We start from the raw sequence: 15887 nt of genomic DNA on the forward strand, positions 1-15887 counted from the left end.
CCGGCGGCGCGGGTGGTCGTCCTCACGACCTTCGACGACGACGATCACCTCTATCCGGCGCTGCAGGCGGGCGCCTGCGGATTCCTGGCCAAGAACGCCGGCCCCGACCGGATCCTCGCCGCGATCCGCGCGGCCGCAAACGACGAACGCCCGTTCAGCCCCGAAGTCCTCGCCCGTCTCGTCGGCCGGGCCGTCGCCCACAGTGCCGCCCCGGCGCATACTCCGCTCACCCCGCGCGAACGCGAGGTGGCCGGACTGGTCGGCGCCGGGTACACCAACCAGGAGATCGCCTCGGCTCTGCATCTCGGGATCACCACGGTCAAGTCGTACCTGACCACGGCCATGGACAAGACTGCGGCCAGGAACCGGGTTCAGCTCGCCGTCTACGCCCTCCGCCACGGACTGGTGCCGTAACCGCTACGAATGCTGCTCGCCGTGCCTGATCCGGTCACGCGGTGCGGCGAAACGGACGGTCTCCCAGACGATCAGCAGCACCAGGACCGCGCACAGCATCGCCAGGGCGGCGAGTGCGGGCAGCGCCGCCGCCAACGGGATGAGGGCGAGCAACACCACGATCGCGACGACGCGGGATACCGTCACCTGCCCGGTGGCATAGGCCTTGCCGCCGACGAGCCCGATCAGGAAGAGCGCGACACCGCCGTACAGCGCGAACAGCGGGATTCCGTACAACGCGTCGGTGAGCCGGTGGTGCGAACTGTCTCCGACGTAATAGAGCACCTTCTTCAGGCCCAGGGACAGCGCGATGACCCCGACGATCATCGGGAAATGCCAGTAGGTGTAGCAGTTGCGAGCAATCTTGATCTGCCGTTCCCCGTCGGCCGCGGCCAGTGCGTGCTCGACCGACAGCGCGGCGACATCGAAGTACGCCCACCACAGCAGTCCGGAGACCGCCAGGCCCAGCAGCGAGCCCACGGTGATGGGCCAGGAGATGGGCAGCGCGGCCACCCCGATCCCGATCGAGACGATGGATTCGCCGAGCGCCACGATGATGATCAGACCGTAGCGTTCGGAGAAATGCTTGGCCGAGTTCACCCGCCAGCCGTTACCGGCGAGCAGGGTCCAGGCCATATCGCCGGCCACCGCCGCGATCCACAACCCGATCTGCACGGCGCCCGAGGTGGTCGCCGCGATCACCAGCAGCACGGTCCCGATGGTGATCGACCCCAGCCCCCAGCGGATCACCTGCGCGCGCAGTTGCGGATCCTGTGCGCTGGCCAGCCAGAACATGCCCAGATGGACGAGCCGGGCCGCGAGATAGGCCAGTGCGAAGACCAGCGGGCCCGACCAGCCGCCGGGCAGGTCGTGGAAGGCCTCCGGAATGGTCAGCGCGGCGATGAACCCGGCGCCCATGGCCGCGAACATGGCCACCCGCGCCAGGCCTTCGTCGGCGCGCACCACATTGCCCAGCCAGCTGAAGGCGATCCACACCCACCACATCACGGCCAGGACCAGCAGCGCCCGCAGCATGTTCACGGCCGAGGTGTCCTCGGCGGCCAGATCGGTGACCTTGGTGAGGGCGAAGACCACCACCAGATCGAAGAACAGTTCGAGCTGGGTGACCGCGGCTCCCTGGGCGACCGGCTGCAACCGCATGCGCTTGGATCCACTCATACGGCAAATACTCGCACCCGGCGGCGCTCGTCGCAGCTCAGCCGGATCGGCGACACGACCAGGTTTCGAGCGCCGGAAATCGGACACGCGGTCTACGGAGGATGCCGGAGCGGATCCTACGGCCCGGCACCCCGACGAGAAGGGAGGTCCGATGAGTACCCGCGATACGATCGCCCAGCTGAATCAGGACATCACCACCGCCGAGGACGCAGGTGACGAGGCCACGGCGGCCCGGCTGCGGCGCGAACTGGAAACCGCCCTGCGGGAAGCGAAGGATCCGAGCGGATCGGCCGATACCGAATAGTCCCCGCGGGGACCCTCGGTGATCGACCGGGTGACCTGTCCGGACGGGCGGGCCACTCGGTGGGTTCCACCGCTTGCGGACGGCGCGCGACCTCGCACGATCCCGGCGATCACCTCCGGGTTGCCGGTCCACGACCACACTCCGCGGCAACCGGATATGATCTTGGTCGGGTCGGGGGCGGCGAGTAGTGCGTACATCATGGTGCCTCGTCGAACGATTCATGAGTTCTCCCCCAATCCGCTCATGCGATCGATGTCGATGGAGGAATTGTCATGTCCAGACGCGCGCCCGTATTCCGGGTCCGGAACCTGCTCACCGGGTTCGTCGTGGCCGGTTGCGCCGTACTAGCGCTGTCGGGGTGCTCCGGCGCGGATTCGTCGAGCTCCGCGAGCCCGTCCCCCGCGACCACCGTCCCCGGCCAGAACGGGACCGACGAGGGTGGCGACGTCTCCTTCGACGCCGAGATCGGCCAGTGTGTCACCCTGTCGGGAACCATGATGGACGCCGAGATCGACCACGCCGAATGCGGTAGCGAGAAGTCGAACTACAAGGTCGTCGCCAAGGCACCGACCCAGGACGACTGCGCCGCCGACGTCGACCAGACCTACTACGTCACCCTCGGCGGCGAGGAACAGGGTGCCCTGTGCCTCGATATCGACTGGGTCGTCGGCCAGTGCATGACCATTCCTACCGGTATGGACAGCCCCTCGCACAGCCCGTGTACGGCGGGCAAGCCCGATACCGTCCGGGTGCTCGCGATTCTGCCCGGCACCACCGATGAGGCCGGTTGTCCCGCGGAGGCCACCAGCTACTACACCTACGACGAACGCAAACTCGTCACCTGCGTCGCCGAGGTCTAGCGACCCGAGCGCGATATGTGGCCTCGGCCCACGGTCGAGGCCACATACGCGTTCTCGGCAGCACGGGGTGCGAACTCCGCGCGGAATACCGCCGGACGCAGTCGATTCCGGCCAGGCGATCGGTTCGGGGCAACCCGCCGATTTCGATGCCGTACCCGGTGCCGGTTGCCTACGCTCTGTACGGGGAGCAGTCGCGCCGGTGGGCGTGTGGTCACCCTCGACGGCGGCCCGACCGGTGTCGAGATGCCCTGACACCGGACCTGCGTCCGCACAACCGTCTGGAGCCTGCATGAGTTCATCCACCCTCACCGTCGCGGTGCTGGGCGCCGGCCTGCTCGCCGATCCGATCGCGGACCGGATCGCGGAGCGGGCCGATCTGGAGCTCACCGCACGGATCGCGCATGCGCAGGCACCGCCCGCGGGCACCGAATGTATCGTCTACGTACCGTCTTTCGCCGAGATCGCCGCGGACGCGCCGGCCGCGATACTGCCGCGCCTGCTACGCGCCGGGTACGACGTGATCTCCACGGCGCCGCAGAACACGCACGGCCGCGAATCCGCACTCGCCGACGCCTGCCACACCGGAAATTCGGCCTTCCATGCGACCGGCGCGTTCCAGACCACCGTCCCGGCCCGCCTCATCCGATCGATCACCGAGGTCACCCGCGATATCCGCCGGGTGGAACTCGTGGAGGAACTCGACTTCACCGGAACCGGTGTCTACCCGTGGGGCGCACCGGCCGAGGTCGGGATCGGCGCTGTCGACCCTGCGGTGGCCACGCGGGCCGCGGCCTTGGTGGACGGCTATTACACGGCGGGACTCCATGTTCTGGACGAGGCGGTTTTCGACAGCACGACCGGCGCCACCGAGATACCGGCCGGCACGGTGGATGTCGTCACCGACAGCACGGGCGTGGTCGAAAAGGTGATCGTGGACCGCGATCTCGGCCCGGCCTTGAGCTATCGCTCCATCTGGTCGGCGGCCACCGCGGACCGGGCGCCGCTGCGCTACCGGCTCACCACGACCACCGATACCACCGAGGGGACAGCGAATGTCCGCTTCAAATGTATGGCGGGCGTCCATCCTGCCGACCATCTGACGTGCGTCAATGCCGTGGAAGCGATCCGTCCGGTCCACGAGAGTGCCCGGGTGCGGCCCGCGACGACCTGTGCGCCGTCCGTCCGATGCGCGACCGGCGGCTGACCGGCGGACCCACGGGTACCGCTCCGGGCGGGAACGGGATGCGCCACGAATTCAGGCGTCGAACAGCAGATAGAGCCCGGTGAAGGTGTAGCCGACCATCAGCAGCATGAGTGCGAGCTGGCCGGTGAGCCGATGCGCCGGCGGGAGCAGGCGCAGGCAACGGTCGTGGGCGGCGGCGACGCCGAGCACATGGCCGGTCACCACGGCTACGACCTTGATGGTTCCCAGCATCGCGGGGTGTGCGGACAGGAGGTAGGCGACCTCCCGGTCGGCGAGGCCGAACAGGTTCCATCCGGCGGCGAACGGGTCCGCGAACAGGATCACCGTGGCCTGCCCCTTCTCGACCAGGAAGCTCAGATAGTGCGCGACCACATAACCCGCGATGATCGGTGTCAGGGTGTAGGCGAGCCGGGTCGGGAGCAGGCGGCGTTCGGTGCGGTCGAGACCACCGGTCGCCGCGGCGGCGACCCGGAAACTCACCCCGACGACGGCGATGAACACCAGGAGACCGGCAGTACTCACCACGGTCCGCGGGAACGAACCACCGGCGTCGGCGAGCAGGCCGCGCCACCATTCGAACAGCGAGAAGCTGTCGAATGCCGTGGAACCCAGCAGGGTCGCGGCCACGGCCACGGAACCCGGCCCCACCGGCGTCCCCGCCAGATTGGCCAGCGGCGAGCGGAGGACGAGGGCGCCGCCGGTATCGCGCCCGAGCGGGCTCAACCGGCCGAGCAGACTGCTGTACACCTCCAGCGGGTCGGCGTGCTCGGCCCATTCGGCGCCGAAGACGACCGACCCGAGGACTGTGACGATCAGGTACCCGGCGACCCAGCTGGTCACGGCGGCCACCGAACCGGGGTCGGGAGATGCCAGCTCCAGCCATACGAAGGTGAACAGCCCGAACGCCGCCGGCCACCGGCCCCACGCCCGCGGATACCGCAGCCATCCGTCCTCGGGTGCGCGACCGGTGGCCGCGCACAGCGCGCGGTGCAGGGCCCGCGCCGGCGACAACAGCTTCCACACCGGCCCGGCGACCAGCGAGGCGACCATCACCCCGACCCACATGAGGACATAGACGACACCGGGTACCGGGTTCGCGGCAGGATCGGCGGGACCGAAGACTCCGACCGCCAGGAGCAGCGCGGTCGCGGCGACACTCACCACGGCGACGACCGCACGCAGAACCGGGGAATCCACCACAGCACGCACCGTCGCCGGTACCGGTTTTCCGCGTGCGGCCGGGTCCAGGCGGGGTTCCCGCCAGGCGAACGCGATCACCGCGAACGAGAAGGCCAGGGCCCAGGCCGCACCGAGCAACGCGTAGGTCAGCGGGATCGGCAGATCGGCGGCTCCGCCGATCCCGTGGGCCAGCGTTGTCACGGCCGGACGAGCAGGGTCGCCACCGTGACCCCGGCATGGTGCAGTTCGATCTCCACCCGGCCCGGGACCTCGACGGCGAACCGGAAACGCTGTCCCGTCCCCGGGACGACGCCGAACGTATGGTCCGGATTCGCGTGCACATGCAGTTCGTCGGAGACGTCACTGTCCACGATCACCTCGACCGGCTGACCGACCCGCGCGTCGAGCCTGCTGTCCACCGGCGTCACCACGCCGTTTGCGATCCGCACGGGTAGCCGCACGCTCGCGACCGACTCCGGTGCGCCCGGCGTCGTCTCCGCGCCGGGGCCCTGCGGTTCGGAGGCCGCGCAGCCGGCCGTGAGCAGGCCCGCCACGAGCAGCGGCGCGCACAACCGCGATAGGGACATCAGTTCTCCTCGTCGATATCGGACGCGGTATCCGCCTTGCGCGGCGGAGCCGGTTCGTCCTCGCCGCTCCTGCGGTCGCGCACCGCGATGACGAGGACGACACCGGCGATGAGAAAGGCCGGGAGGAAGGCGGGGATCGCCAACAGGACCGAGTGATCCGCCAGGACCACCACACCGTCGTACCGGTCGTTCACGAAACCGGTGCCTGCTCCGGCGCGTGAACCCCGGATCGGCGGGGGTAGCGGTCGTTGATCCGGGCCGCGCCCCAGCACAGCGCGGCGATCAGCACCAGGCTGCACAGCAGGACCAGCAGCGAGGCGGCCGTGAAGAGCCAGGCGGGGTGATCGAATGATCGTTCCCGCTGCAATACCGTGATCTCCGCGACGAACGGGCGGGTGAATTCGTCCAGCGCCGGGACCTCCTCGGCACCGATACCGGGGTCGGCGGCCATGAAGATCGGCAGCGCGGTCTGCGTGCGCCCGTCCTGGAGGCGCAGGATCGTCTTCCAGGTGCCGTGGGCCGGAACAGGTTTCGTGGTCACATAATGTCCCTCGCCCACCCGGCTCAGCTGGTCCACCACCAGCCCGCGCCCGGGGCTGTCACTGCCCACACCGCCCTGCCAGGCCAGGATCTGGACCCACTCCGGGTCGGCGCCGACCAGGTCGGCGGGCGTGATCCGGATATCGGCGTGCACCATGCGGCCGCCGTCCGCCGGGGCTTCTCGCAGCTGCACTGCCGCGCCGGCGTCCTGCGGAACGTCGATCACCAGACCGTTGGCGGTGGCTGCGGCCACCACGACCACGGCGGCGGTCACGAGTGTGCGCCGAACCGCGGGGCGCGGTAACGGTTCCCCCAGCAGCACGGTGGCGAGCAGCGCGCCGATCACACCGCCCGCGATCCCGGTCGGGATCGTCATCAGCAACAGTTCCGGCCACATCGCGGCGGGCCACGGGTCGACGAACATCGCCGCGACCCATAGGGATTCCAGCCAGATCCCGATCGTCGCGGCCACCAGACCCGTCAGCGCGCCCCACAGGATCCGGCGCCGGGCCGCGGGTAGTAGTGCGAGGACCTCCACCACCACGGCGATCCCCAGATAGAGCGGGAAGACATTGCGCGGCGCGTCGATGATCGGCCCGCCGACCAGCCAGGCCACCACGAGACGTACCACGGCGGCGAAACAGGCCACCACCAGGGCGGCGCCCGTTCCGAGGGTCAGCCGGGCGGCGATCAGTGCCACGGTCGCCGCCGCCACGATCAGCATGGGCTGCAGTACCAGCCGGAACTGCTCGACACCGAAGTCGTACTCCACCTGGAATACCGAAAGCCCGATGAGCAGCCCACCGAATGCGAAGGCCCGCATCCACCACATCCGGCGCGGGCGTGGCTCGTCCGGGCTCGGACGGCTGCGCCGACCCTCGAATTCGAGCAGCAGCACACCCACCAGCGACAGCCCCGCACCGCCGATGAGCATCAGATGCGTCGGACCCCACAACGTGACGTCCTGCCCGAATATCCGATGCCACAGATCGTCGAGCGGAAATCCGATCAGGGCATACAGGCCGGCGCCGGCCAGCAGGATCCCGCCGACGGGCGCGTACCAGGTGCGGGTGATCCGCACCGCCGCCGGGCCGGGTTTCTCGTCGAGTGGCAGCACGATCGCCGCCATACCGGCGGTGAACAGGAAGAACAGGCCCGCGAGGATGAAGTAGTGCGCCGGATTCGCCAGCGGGCCCTCGTCGCGGCCGTTACCGATGTGCAGACTCACATCCCAGATGAAGCCGAGCAACGCGGTGAGAATGGTGGCCAGGAACATGGCCAGTGGCAGCGCGACCCAGCCGGGCTGATCGAATATGCGGCCGAGCCGGTCCGCGATCCGCTGTAACCAGGTGATGCGGCGGGTGCGGTGCAGGTAACCCACCCACATCAGTCCGAGGGCGATCACCCCCGCGGCCCCGGTCATGATCGCGACCTGGTCCAGGGCGGCGCCCCCGCCTTCGTTCCCCTGGGCAAGCGACCGCCCGATCATTTCGTGCACGCCGTACGGCACTGGACCTCCACACCAGCCGGAATGTATGTGACGAAAAGTAGCATGAAAAATGACCGGGGGCGCAGTGTTCGCCTGACATCGGCGAAGCGTTCGGCCGCAATACTATTCGTCGGACGGTGCCGGGATCGGCAGTGCCCGCCGACCCCGGCTCACCGCAGGCAACCGCTCAGTCGCGGAAAGCGTCCTTCACCTTCTCGCCGGCATCCTTCAGATTCGATTTGACCTGATCGGCCTTGCCTTCGTTCTTCTTGTCCTCGTCTCCGGCGGCCTCGCCGTATTTCTCCTTGGCCTGACCGGCGAGTTCTTCGGCCTTGTTGCTGATCTTGTCTGTTCCGCTCACAGCCGGACTCCTCTCGTATCGGCGACCGGCCTGCCCTATCCGGCCGGCCTGCGGCGCGGGTAACCATCGACCGGCCGCGTAAACAGGCAGGACACGGAAACCGATCACCCGGACTCCGCACCACAACACGACCGGCCCACGCCTGCGGCCCGAGCGGCAGCCCCACGGCATGCATTCAGGCAAGCTTGCGCTTTCATATCAACTGATGCTATAAGAAATCTGCGTCATCTGGCATAGGTTATCTCTTGGAGAAGTACTTGGTCATGACCGTTTCGGAACTACAGACAGCGCCCGCCCGTGAGCGTGGCGACGCCTTTTCGGAAATGAATCCAGTGGTGTGGCCGGAGCCGAGCCCCCTCGACGAGTGGTGGCAGCAGATCATGCACGGGACCGCGCCGAAGGGCGGTCGGCGATGAGCGCACCCGCGTCCCCGTGCTCGCATACCGAATCCGGACCGCACTCGGTGGACGACACGTCCCCGTGGCGGCACGGCCGGGTGATCTGGTTCGACGCCCGCAAGGGTTTCGGATATCTGCAACCCGACGACGACATCGCGCCGGTGTTCGTGGAATACCGCAGTATCGACGCCTCCGGATACCGGACGCTTTTTCCCGGCCAAGGTGTGATGTTCACCAGTGCTCAGCGAGCGGGAGGCGCGGAGGCCGTCACCGTCCGCACCTGCGACCGCCCCGGAGACCGAGCCGCGGAACCGGTGACCGACCTTCCACGGTCGGCGTGAGAACACGCCCGGCTCCTGCCGCGGCCGATCCGCACCGCGCCGCCCGCGAGACCCTGGAAGCGTCCGGCCCGCGATTGTTCCGCCGGCCCGACATCAGGCAGGATGGCCCGGTTCCAGATCCGCCACGCCCTGATAGTGCAGCGTCCCGGGTTCCGGCGCCAGGAACTCCCCGCCCTCGGGCGCCAGGACCAGCCCGACGTGATCGCCGAAATCATGGCGGGCGAGAACCCGGCCGCAGAACCAGGCCGCGGCGTCGTCCAGCACCGGCACATCATGCGGCCCGGCCCGCCACGAGCAGTGCGCGAACTTGTCGATCTCGTCGCCGGTCTCGCCACCGAACAGCATCGCGAGGGAGGCGTGGCCGGTGCCGATGAGGTGCACGGCCACGAAATCGGTGTCCTGCGCCAGCCGGTAGGTGTGGTTCGCCTTGGACAGGCACACCAGGAACCGCCGCGGTTCGATGGCCACCTGGGTGGCGAAACCCACCAGGCATCCGGCCCGCTGCCCGTCGGCGGTGAGGGTCACCACGAACACCGGCGGGTCGGCCGCGGCGACCAGAGCGTCGAAGGAATTCTCCGGCATCTGCCGTGTATAGCAGGTCGCCGGGGTTCGAAGCGCCCGGCTCGCGCCGCTGGGTACGCATCGACCCCACACCGAATTGGTTGCGCACCGCCTTTCACCATTCTCGCGTGCGACCCGACCAGTTCTACTATCATCCGTAGTAGACAGTGGGAGGGCATGTCATGCACACCATCACAGTCGAGCGGGTCATCGCGGCACCCATAGGCGAGGTATTCGACTGGTTCGCCGATTCGCGCAACTACGCCGGTTCACCGTTCGTTCTGCGCAATCGCTGGGCCCGGTCGGGGGACGAGGCACCGTACGGCAGCGGTGCGGTCCGGGTCCACCTCTGGTCGATCGGATGGTTCCGCGAACGCATCACCGCGTACAACGCACCGCACGGCTTCGAATACCTCGTCGAGCGCAGCTTTCCTCCCGCACGCCATGAAGGCGGCAGCATGACCTTCACCGAAGTGCCGGACGGGACGCGCGTGGTCTGGAGTACGACCTCCGAACTGCCCCTTCCCTTCCCGGCTCTGCGCGCTGCGGCGATGCGGCTCCTCGGGCCGGTGGTTGGGAAAGCATTCGAGACAATCCTGGATGCCGCCGAAGCCGCCCTCGCCGATCGGCACCGCGGATCGGCTTCCAACCAGTGACTTCGGACGTCGTTCGCCGGTGGATTTCCGGTGTCGGTGGCCGGTGATGTTCTCCCGGCATGAGGCGGATGGGCCGTGGCGACGTGGAGGATCCATGAGGGCGGCGGGGATACGATGGCATCCATGTTCTGCGACCGAACGCTGCGGGCTACCGGAGTGATGGTGGTTCGCCGGACCTGTCCGGAGGATGTCTGTGCCTTCCGAATCTGATTCCGAGGAGCTACTGGTGCCCGCGGTGCTGGGGCGAGCACATGAACAGGCCGAGGAGCTGGCCGAGATCGCCGGCCGGGCCGGGCTGCAGGTGGCGGTCGCGGAATCGCTGACCTCCGGCCAGATCGCGGCGGCGCTGGGCGCGGCCGGCAACTCCGGTGAATGGTTCCGCGGGGCCGTCGTCGCCTACAGCAGAGCCGTCAAACATCATGTGCTGGGTGTGCCGGACGGGCCGGTGGTGTGCGCGCCGGCCGCCGCCGCGATGGCCGAGGGCGTGCGGACACTGTTCGAAGCGTCCCTTGCCGTGGGTGTAACGGGCGCCGGAGGCCCCGATCCGCAGGACGGGCACGAGCCGGGGTCGGTGTGGTTCGGCGTATCCGTGGACGGCTCGGTGCGGACCCACCATCGGAATTTTCCCGGCGAGCCTGCCGAAATCCTCGATCAGGTCGTTGCTCACGCGGTGCAGCTGCTGCTCGACGCCGCGCGGGAAAAGGCGGCCTGAGCCCGGACCTCCGGCACACCGCGCATTCGTGCGGTCGCGACCTCACGAACTCCGCAGCATCCGGCCCGCGGCCTCGACGGCCGGGCCGGAACTGCCGGCGTCGGCGACGAAGACCGCGAAGGCGAGATCGCCGCGGATACCCACGAACCAACCGTGCGCATTCGTGTTGTCACCGTATTCGGCGGTCCCGGTTTTGCCGAGCAGGCCGGGGATATCGGCCAGCTGGGTGGCGGTACCGGCGGTCACGGTCTCGCGCATCATGGTTTTCAGCTGGTCGGTCACAGCGGTGGGCAGCGGCGGCGGAGTACGGTCCGGTTTTCCGGGCTGTCCGGCCAGCATCACCGGTGCCGGGGTCGCGCCGTCGGCGATCGAGGCGGCGACCAGCGCCATCCCGAACGGCGTCGCCGTCACCGCACCCTGGCCGATACTGGCCTCCACCCGTTCCGCCGAATTCGCCGGGACCGGCACACTGCCGGTCACCGTGGTCAATCCGGGAGTCACATAGTCGACGCCGAGGCCGAGACGCTCGGCGGTGGTGGTGAGCGCCTCCGGCGGCAGCTGGACCGCCAGCCCGGCCATGGTCGTATTGCACGAACGTGCGAACGCGGTGTGCAGTGGTACCTCGCCCAGATCGAAACTGTCGTCGTTCGGGATCCGGCGGCCCTCGATATCGGCGACGCCGGGGCACGGCAGCACGGTATCGGGGGTCGCGGTACCGGCATCCAGCACCGCGGCGGTGGTCACCGTCTTGAAGGTCGAACCCGGCGGGTACAGACCGGTGAACGCGATGGGACCTTCGGCGTCGGCGGCGGCGTTCTGGCCGGCGGCCACGATCTCGCCGGTGGAGGGCCGGATCGCCACGATGGCGGCCGCCTGCTCGATCGGGTCGAGAGCGGTTTCCGCGGCGCGCTGCAAACCCGTGTCGATGGTGGCCTGGAGATCGGCGGTCTGCCCGGGATCCCGGCCGGCGATCCGAGTGGCGCCCTCGGGCGTCTCGGCCTGTACCACCCAGCCGGCCGCCGCGTCGGCCTGCTCCTGCCACAGTGCGGCCGGGCCGGACAGCGTCTGCGCCGATATCGCCCGGTCGGTGGTCAGTAGCCGCGTCTGCGGAACCAGGGTGACCCCCGGCGTGGCAGTGAGCGCCGCGCGGATGGGCGCGATATCGGATTCGCGCAGGCTGATCGCCGTCACCGAAGCACCCTGGGCCGCGGTCAGATCGGCGTCCAGTGCGGCCGCGGTGATCCCCGGCGCGATCGGGGACACCAGATTCGCCACGGCCGCGGTATCGGCGCCGGGCGCGAGCTGGACGAGCGTCACCACCTGTTCGGTGAGCAGTTCCCCACCCGCCGCGTCGAGCACACGCGCCGGTTCGGGATACACCGGCGCGTAGGTCAGTTCCCCCTTGTCCAGGCCGGGCGCGAGAACAGCCGGGTTCCAGCGGATGCGGTGGCCTGCGTCGGTCTCCACGGTGGTGCCGGTGGTCGTGTACTTCCACTCGGCCGGTTGCTTGCCCAGCTTCCAGGTCGTCTCGAGGGTGAACGTATCGTCTTCGACCCCGGCGACCGTGTATGTCACCTCTTTGCCCAGCCCGTCGTACAGTGCGCCGAGGGTCTGCTCCGCGCGGGCCGGGTCGTCGGTGAGCTGCGCCGCCGCGCCGACGTCGTCGTGGTTGAGTGCGTCGGCGAAACGGCCTGCCGTGGTTTCGGGCTCGGGCGGCCCGGACGAGCAACCGGCCAGGGCGAGACCGAGGATCGTCAGCAGTACGAGGACTTTCCGATCGATGCGCATCACCTGCGACTGTATCGACCGCTGCGCGGCAGTACGCCGCATCCCTGCCGAACGGCGCGTATCTGTCGTGCCGGCCCCGTGTTTCCGGGCCGCGCAGCACTCCCCCGGCACCGAACCGGCCGCGACACCCGTACCGCCGTCTACCCTCGTCTCATGCCTGCCCTGCCCCCCACCGTCACCAGGTTGCGGCCGTTCGCGGCCACGATCTTCGCCGAGATGACCGAACTCGCCGTCCGGCACGAGGCAGTCAACCTCGGGCAGGGGTTCCCCGACAGCGACGGTCCCGCGGCCATGCTCGAGGTCGCCCGCGAGGCCATCGCGGGCGGCGGTAATCAGTACCCGCCGGGCCGCGGTATGCCGGTGCTGCGCCGCGCGATCGCCGCGGACCGGGCCCGCCGCTACGGCACCCGGTACAACCCCGATACCGAAGTGCTGGTGACCGTCGGAGCGACCGAAGCAGTGACGGCGGCGGTGCTCGGGCTGGTCGAACCGGGTGCCGAAGTGGTGCTGATCGAGCCCTACTACGACTCCTATCCCGCGGCGGTCGCGCTGGCCGGGGCCCGGCGGCGCACCGCCCGGCTCACTGCCGACGGCGACCGGTTCGTCCTCGACCACGACAGTCTGCGGGCCGCGATCGCCCCGGCCACCCGGATGCTGATCCTGAACTCACCGCACAATCCCACCGGCACCGTCCTGGATCGCGCGGACCTGACCGCGATCGCCGAGCTCGCCTGCGAACACGATCTGCTGGTGCTGACCGACGAGGTGTACGAGCATCTCGTCTACGACGGCGCCGAGCACATCGGTATCGCCACCCTCCCGGGGATGGCCGAGCGGACACTGGTCGTCTCCAGTGCCGCGAAAACGTTCAGCGTCACCGGCTGGAAGATCGGCTGGATATGCGGACCGGCCGCGTTGATCGACGGCGTACTGGCGGCCAAGCAGTTTCTCACCTTCGTCGGCGGTGGCCCGTTCCAGCCCGCTGTCGCCCATGCCCTCACCCACGAACTCGAGTGGGTGGCCGGGCTGCGGGATTCGCTGGCCGAGCGACGGATGCGGTTGTCCGCGGCGCTGACCGAAACCGGCTTCCGGGTACATCCGAGTGCCGGAAGTTATTTCGTCTGCGCCGATATCCGCCCGCTCGGCGCGGACGACGATATCCGGTTCTGCCGCGAACTACCCGAGCGGCTGGGTGTGGCCGCGGTGCCGGTCAGCGTTTTCACCGATGATCCCGGGTCGTGGCGTCACCTCGTGCGGTTCACCTTCTGCAAGCGGCCCGAAACACTCGACGAGGCGGTGCGCCGGCTCCGGCTCGCACCCGCCCGCTGAGCGCGGTTCGTCAGCTCCCGTTCTCGGGATGCACCGGCACATCGTCGTCCCACGGCTGACGGACCACCATATCGGCGACCCGCACGTACCCGCGTTCGAATTCACCGGTGGCGGCGTCCACCAGGCGATAGTTCTGCCGCTGGTGCTGGATCGGCTGGGCATCCAGCAGCACCACCCGCACCTCACCGGGTTCGAAACCGCAGCGCTGCTGCAGGGCGGCGATCAGTTGTTCGTTGTGCAGGTGGCCGTCGCCGAAGTTCCAGCCCAGGGCGGTGGAACAGATCCGCTCCCCGTCGGTGAGGACGTAGTCGCTTTCGTCGTGCCCGGCCATCGCCCGATGCGCGAGGGTGAACAGCGCTTTGCCGTGGGTGTTGAACGCCCGGAAGGCGTAGCCCAGGTACAGCGGGATCTGGGCCGCCTCCCGGCTGCCGTAGTACCGCTCGAGCTGCGCGGCCGGCATGGCGGCGACGGCGGTGATCCCGGCGCGGATCTTGGCATCGGCCGACGGTTTGATGCACCACAGGGTCGTATCCCAGTTACCGGCGTAGTACCGCATCCCGGGCAAAAAGGAGACCTTGCGCGGGAACATGTTCCCGATCGCGACCGTCCCCGCGAGAAGCACGAACAGGATCACCACCGGCACCGGATTGCCGAGGTCGGCGAGGCCGACGTCCGCGTGCGCGACGAACAGCGTCAGCGCGCCGAAGATCATGAAGACGTTCCATTCGAGCGGCACCCCCATCGGGATCGCGGTGAGGATCACCAGATGGAAGCAGATGAGCGCGATCGCGGCCAGCGTGGTCGGGAGCCCACCGTCGCTGAAGAACAACACCAGCGGGGCCAGCATCTCGACGGCCGTACCGCCGTGGGCGAACAGCCGCGACAGCCGCCCGGGCCGCAGATCGTCCGGGAACCGCTCGAAGAACAGACGTTTGAGCGCCCGCGGCCGGACCACCGGACTGTTCGACATCATCGTCGACACCACGAATGGGAAGTGCTTGTTCAGCTTCGACACCGCGGCGCCGACCCAGATGACGACGAACACCACCTTGGCGGCGACGATCGTATCCGCGCCGCCGAACAAGAACGTGACCGCGAGCGCCCCGTACACCTCCCCCCGCGCGGCCAGGAAGATGACCTTGTCCCGCAGGCCGAGCACCGCCAGCAGCGCCAGGACCGCCGCGATCTCCCACACCGGCAGCAGACCCACCGACGAGCCGATCTCGGGTACCGGCCCGGTACCGTCGGAGAGCAGCCCGACCACCAGCATGATCAGCAACGCCGCGTACAGCACCGCATCGAACGGGGTGCGGGTGGTGCCCCGGGTCAGCGGCACCCGGCCCGGCCACGGTGGCAGCCGGATCGTGCCGGGACGCAACCAATACAGGATCGACCCCATCGGCGGAAAGAAGCGGTTGTTCAACGGGCCGAAACCGCAGCCCAGACCGACGACTTCGAACAGCATCGTGAACAGCACGACCTTCTGGAAGACGATCGGCTCGGACCACCACGACCCGGCCGCGGTGAACCCGTCGATTCCGGTGGTGGTCAGCGCGAACAGCATTCCGCCGAGGATGTAGAGGGCGATCTTGACCACGTAGAACAGGTGCAGTGGCGGCGGGGTGCCGAAGCCGACCTCGGCCCAGTGCCGGGCCATCGGCCGGATCTTCTCCGACCGGGTGCCACGGCTCCATTCGTCCAAATCCACCACCGGCAACTCCGGCCGGAGCATGCCGAACAACCGATCCGTTGTACCCACTGGCGCCCGATCCCTCTTCGTTCAATCACTTGATTGAAAAGTTACTACGCCCGGCGCACGCCGTGGTGCGATTTCGGCCGAATACGACACCGCCCGGAAGAGGGCGCCGACTGCTCACCGTCCAGTACCCGAGCGACGACACCGGTTCCAGCTTCCGGTGCCGGATGCGCGATATCGCGATCGGGGG

At 68.7% G+C, this 15887-nt stretch carries 17 protein-coding genes; 8 read left to right on the top strand and 9 right to left on the bottom strand.

Annotation, left to right across the window (positions count from 1 at the left end; translation table 11 throughout):
- Positions 1 to 414, top strand: a 414-nt coding sequence (locus QH195_RS02215) for a response regulator transcription factor (RefSeq protein ID WP_280434145.1), incomplete at its 5' end; no start/stop codon positions are given.
- 3 nt (positions 415 to 417) lie between these two features.
- Here the strand turns inward: QH195_RS02215 and QH195_RS02220 are convergent.
- Positions 418 to 1632 carry a low temperature requirement protein A gene (locus tag QH195_RS02220; RefSeq protein ID WP_280425329.1) on the bottom strand — a complete coding sequence of 405 codons (1215 nt, stop codon included), beginning with the start codon at positions 1630 to 1632 and terminating at the stop codon, positions 418 to 420.
- A 151-nt stretch (positions 1633 to 1783) separates the two neighbouring features.
- Between QH195_RS02220 and QH195_RS02225 the strand changes: the two genes are divergently transcribed.
- From QH195_RS02225 to QH195_RS02235, 3 genes are all read left to right on the top strand, one after another.
- Positions 1784 to 1936 carry a hypothetical protein gene (locus tag QH195_RS02225; protein WP_280425330.1) on the top strand — a complete coding sequence of 51 codons (153 nt, stop codon included), beginning with the start codon at positions 1784 to 1786 and terminating at the stop codon, positions 1934 to 1936.
- A 272-nt stretch (positions 1937 to 2208) separates the two neighbouring features.
- A complete protein-coding gene (gene lppU, locus QH195_RS02230; protein WP_280425331.1) occupies positions 2209 to 2796 on the top strand; it encodes an LppU family putative lipoprotein in 588 nt (195 codons plus the stop codon).
- Between the two features lie 289 nt (positions 2797 to 3085).
- Positions 3086 to 4000 (top strand): hypothetical protein, encoded by a 915-nt coding sequence (locus tag QH195_RS02235; RefSeq protein ID WP_280434146.1) that lies wholly within the window; start codon positions 3086 to 3088, stop codon positions 3998 to 4000.
- 51 nt (positions 4001 to 4051) lie between these two features.
- On the opposite strand, the gene QH195_RS02240 is transcribed toward QH195_RS02235, so the two are convergent.
- The 5 genes from QH195_RS02240 to QH195_RS02260 all read right to left on the bottom strand — a co-directional run bounded on the left by QH195_RS02240 (position 4052) and on the right by QH195_RS02260 (position 8156).
- Complete coding sequence (locus QH195_RS02240) at positions 4052 to 5380, bottom strand: hypothetical protein (RefSeq protein WP_280434147.1); 1329 nt, start codon at positions 5378 to 5380, stop codon at positions 4052 to 4054.
- Complete coding sequence (locus QH195_RS02245) at positions 5377 to 5766, bottom strand: hypothetical protein (RefSeq protein WP_280425334.1); 390 nt, start codon at positions 5764 to 5766, stop codon at positions 5377 to 5379. Before QH195_RS02245 ends, QH195_RS02240 begins: the two co-directional genes overlap by 4 nt.
- Entirely contained in the window at positions 5766 to 5960 is a 195-nt protein-coding gene (locus QH195_RS02250; RefSeq protein ID WP_280434148.1) for a hypothetical protein, read from the bottom strand. The genes QH195_RS02245 and QH195_RS02250 overlap by 1 nt, the downstream gene beginning before the upstream one ends.
- Positions 5957 to 7795, bottom strand: coding sequence for a hypothetical protein (locus tag QH195_RS02255; protein ID WP_280434175.1), 1839 nt, complete (start codon positions 7793 to 7795; stop codon positions 5957 to 5959). The genes QH195_RS02250 and QH195_RS02255 overlap by 4 nt, the downstream gene beginning before the upstream one ends.
- Positions 7796 to 7982: 187 nt before the next feature.
- Complete coding sequence (locus QH195_RS02260) at positions 7983 to 8156, bottom strand: CsbD family protein (protein ID WP_280425336.1); 174 nt, start codon at positions 8154 to 8156, stop codon at positions 7983 to 7985.
- A gap of 412 nt (positions 8157 to 8568) precedes the next feature.
- On the opposite strand from QH195_RS02260, the gene QH195_RS02265 reads away from it, so the two are divergent.
- The gene (locus QH195_RS02265; RefSeq protein ID WP_280425338.1) at positions 8569 to 8895 is read left to right on the top strand and encodes a cold-shock protein; all 327 of its coding nucleotides are present in this window, start codon (positions 8569 to 8571) and stop codon (positions 8893 to 8895) included.
- 93 nt (positions 8896 to 8988) lie between these two features.
- On the opposite strand, the gene QH195_RS02270 is transcribed toward QH195_RS02265, so the two are convergent.
- Positions 8989 to 9477, bottom strand: coding sequence for a flavin reductase family protein (locus QH195_RS02270; RefSeq protein ID WP_280425339.1), 489 nt, complete (start codon positions 9475 to 9477; stop codon positions 8989 to 8991).
- 161 nt (positions 9478 to 9638) lie between these two features.
- On the opposite strand from QH195_RS02270, the gene QH195_RS02275 reads away from it, so the two are divergent.
- Both QH195_RS02275 and QH195_RS02280 read left to right on the top strand, forming a co-directional pair.
- On the top strand, positions 9639 to 10112 hold the full coding sequence (locus QH195_RS02275; protein WP_280434149.1) for an SRPBCC family protein: 474 nt from the start codon (positions 9639 to 9641) through the stop codon (positions 10110 to 10112).
- Between the two features lie 193 nt (positions 10113 to 10305).
- Positions 10306 to 10824, top strand: coding sequence for a CinA family protein (locus QH195_RS02280; RefSeq protein ID WP_432278415.1), 519 nt, complete (start codon positions 10306 to 10308; stop codon positions 10822 to 10824).
- Positions 10825 to 10866: 42 nt separating this feature from the next.
- Here QH195_RS02280 and QH195_RS02285 read toward each other — a convergent pair whose 3' ends face one another.
- Positions 10867 to 12612 (bottom strand): penicillin-binding transpeptidase domain-containing protein, encoded by a 1746-nt coding sequence (locus QH195_RS02285; RefSeq protein ID WP_280434151.1) that lies wholly within the window; start codon positions 12610 to 12612, stop codon positions 10867 to 10869.
- Between the two features lie 153 nt (positions 12613 to 12765).
- On the opposite strand from QH195_RS02285, the gene QH195_RS02290 reads away from it, so the two are divergent.
- Positions 12766 to 13941, top strand: a complete 1176-nt coding sequence (locus QH195_RS02290) for a pyridoxal phosphate-dependent aminotransferase (protein ID WP_280434152.1) — start codon at positions 12766 to 12768, stop codon at positions 13939 to 13941.
- 10 nt (positions 13942 to 13951) lie between these two features.
- Here QH195_RS02290 and QH195_RS02295 read toward each other — a convergent pair whose 3' ends face one another.
- Positions 13952 to 15673 carry a DUF3556 domain-containing protein gene (locus QH195_RS02295; RefSeq protein WP_280434176.1) on the bottom strand — a complete coding sequence of 574 codons (1722 nt, stop codon included), beginning with the start codon at positions 15671 to 15673 and terminating at the stop codon, positions 13952 to 13954.
- Between the last annotated feature and the right edge of the window lie 214 nt (positions 15674 to 15887).

It is taken from the genome of Nocardia carnea (genome assembly GCF_029868855.1).
Taxonomy (GTDB): Bacteria; Actinomycetota; Actinomycetes; order Mycobacteriales; family Mycobacteriaceae; genus Nocardia; species Nocardia carnea_A.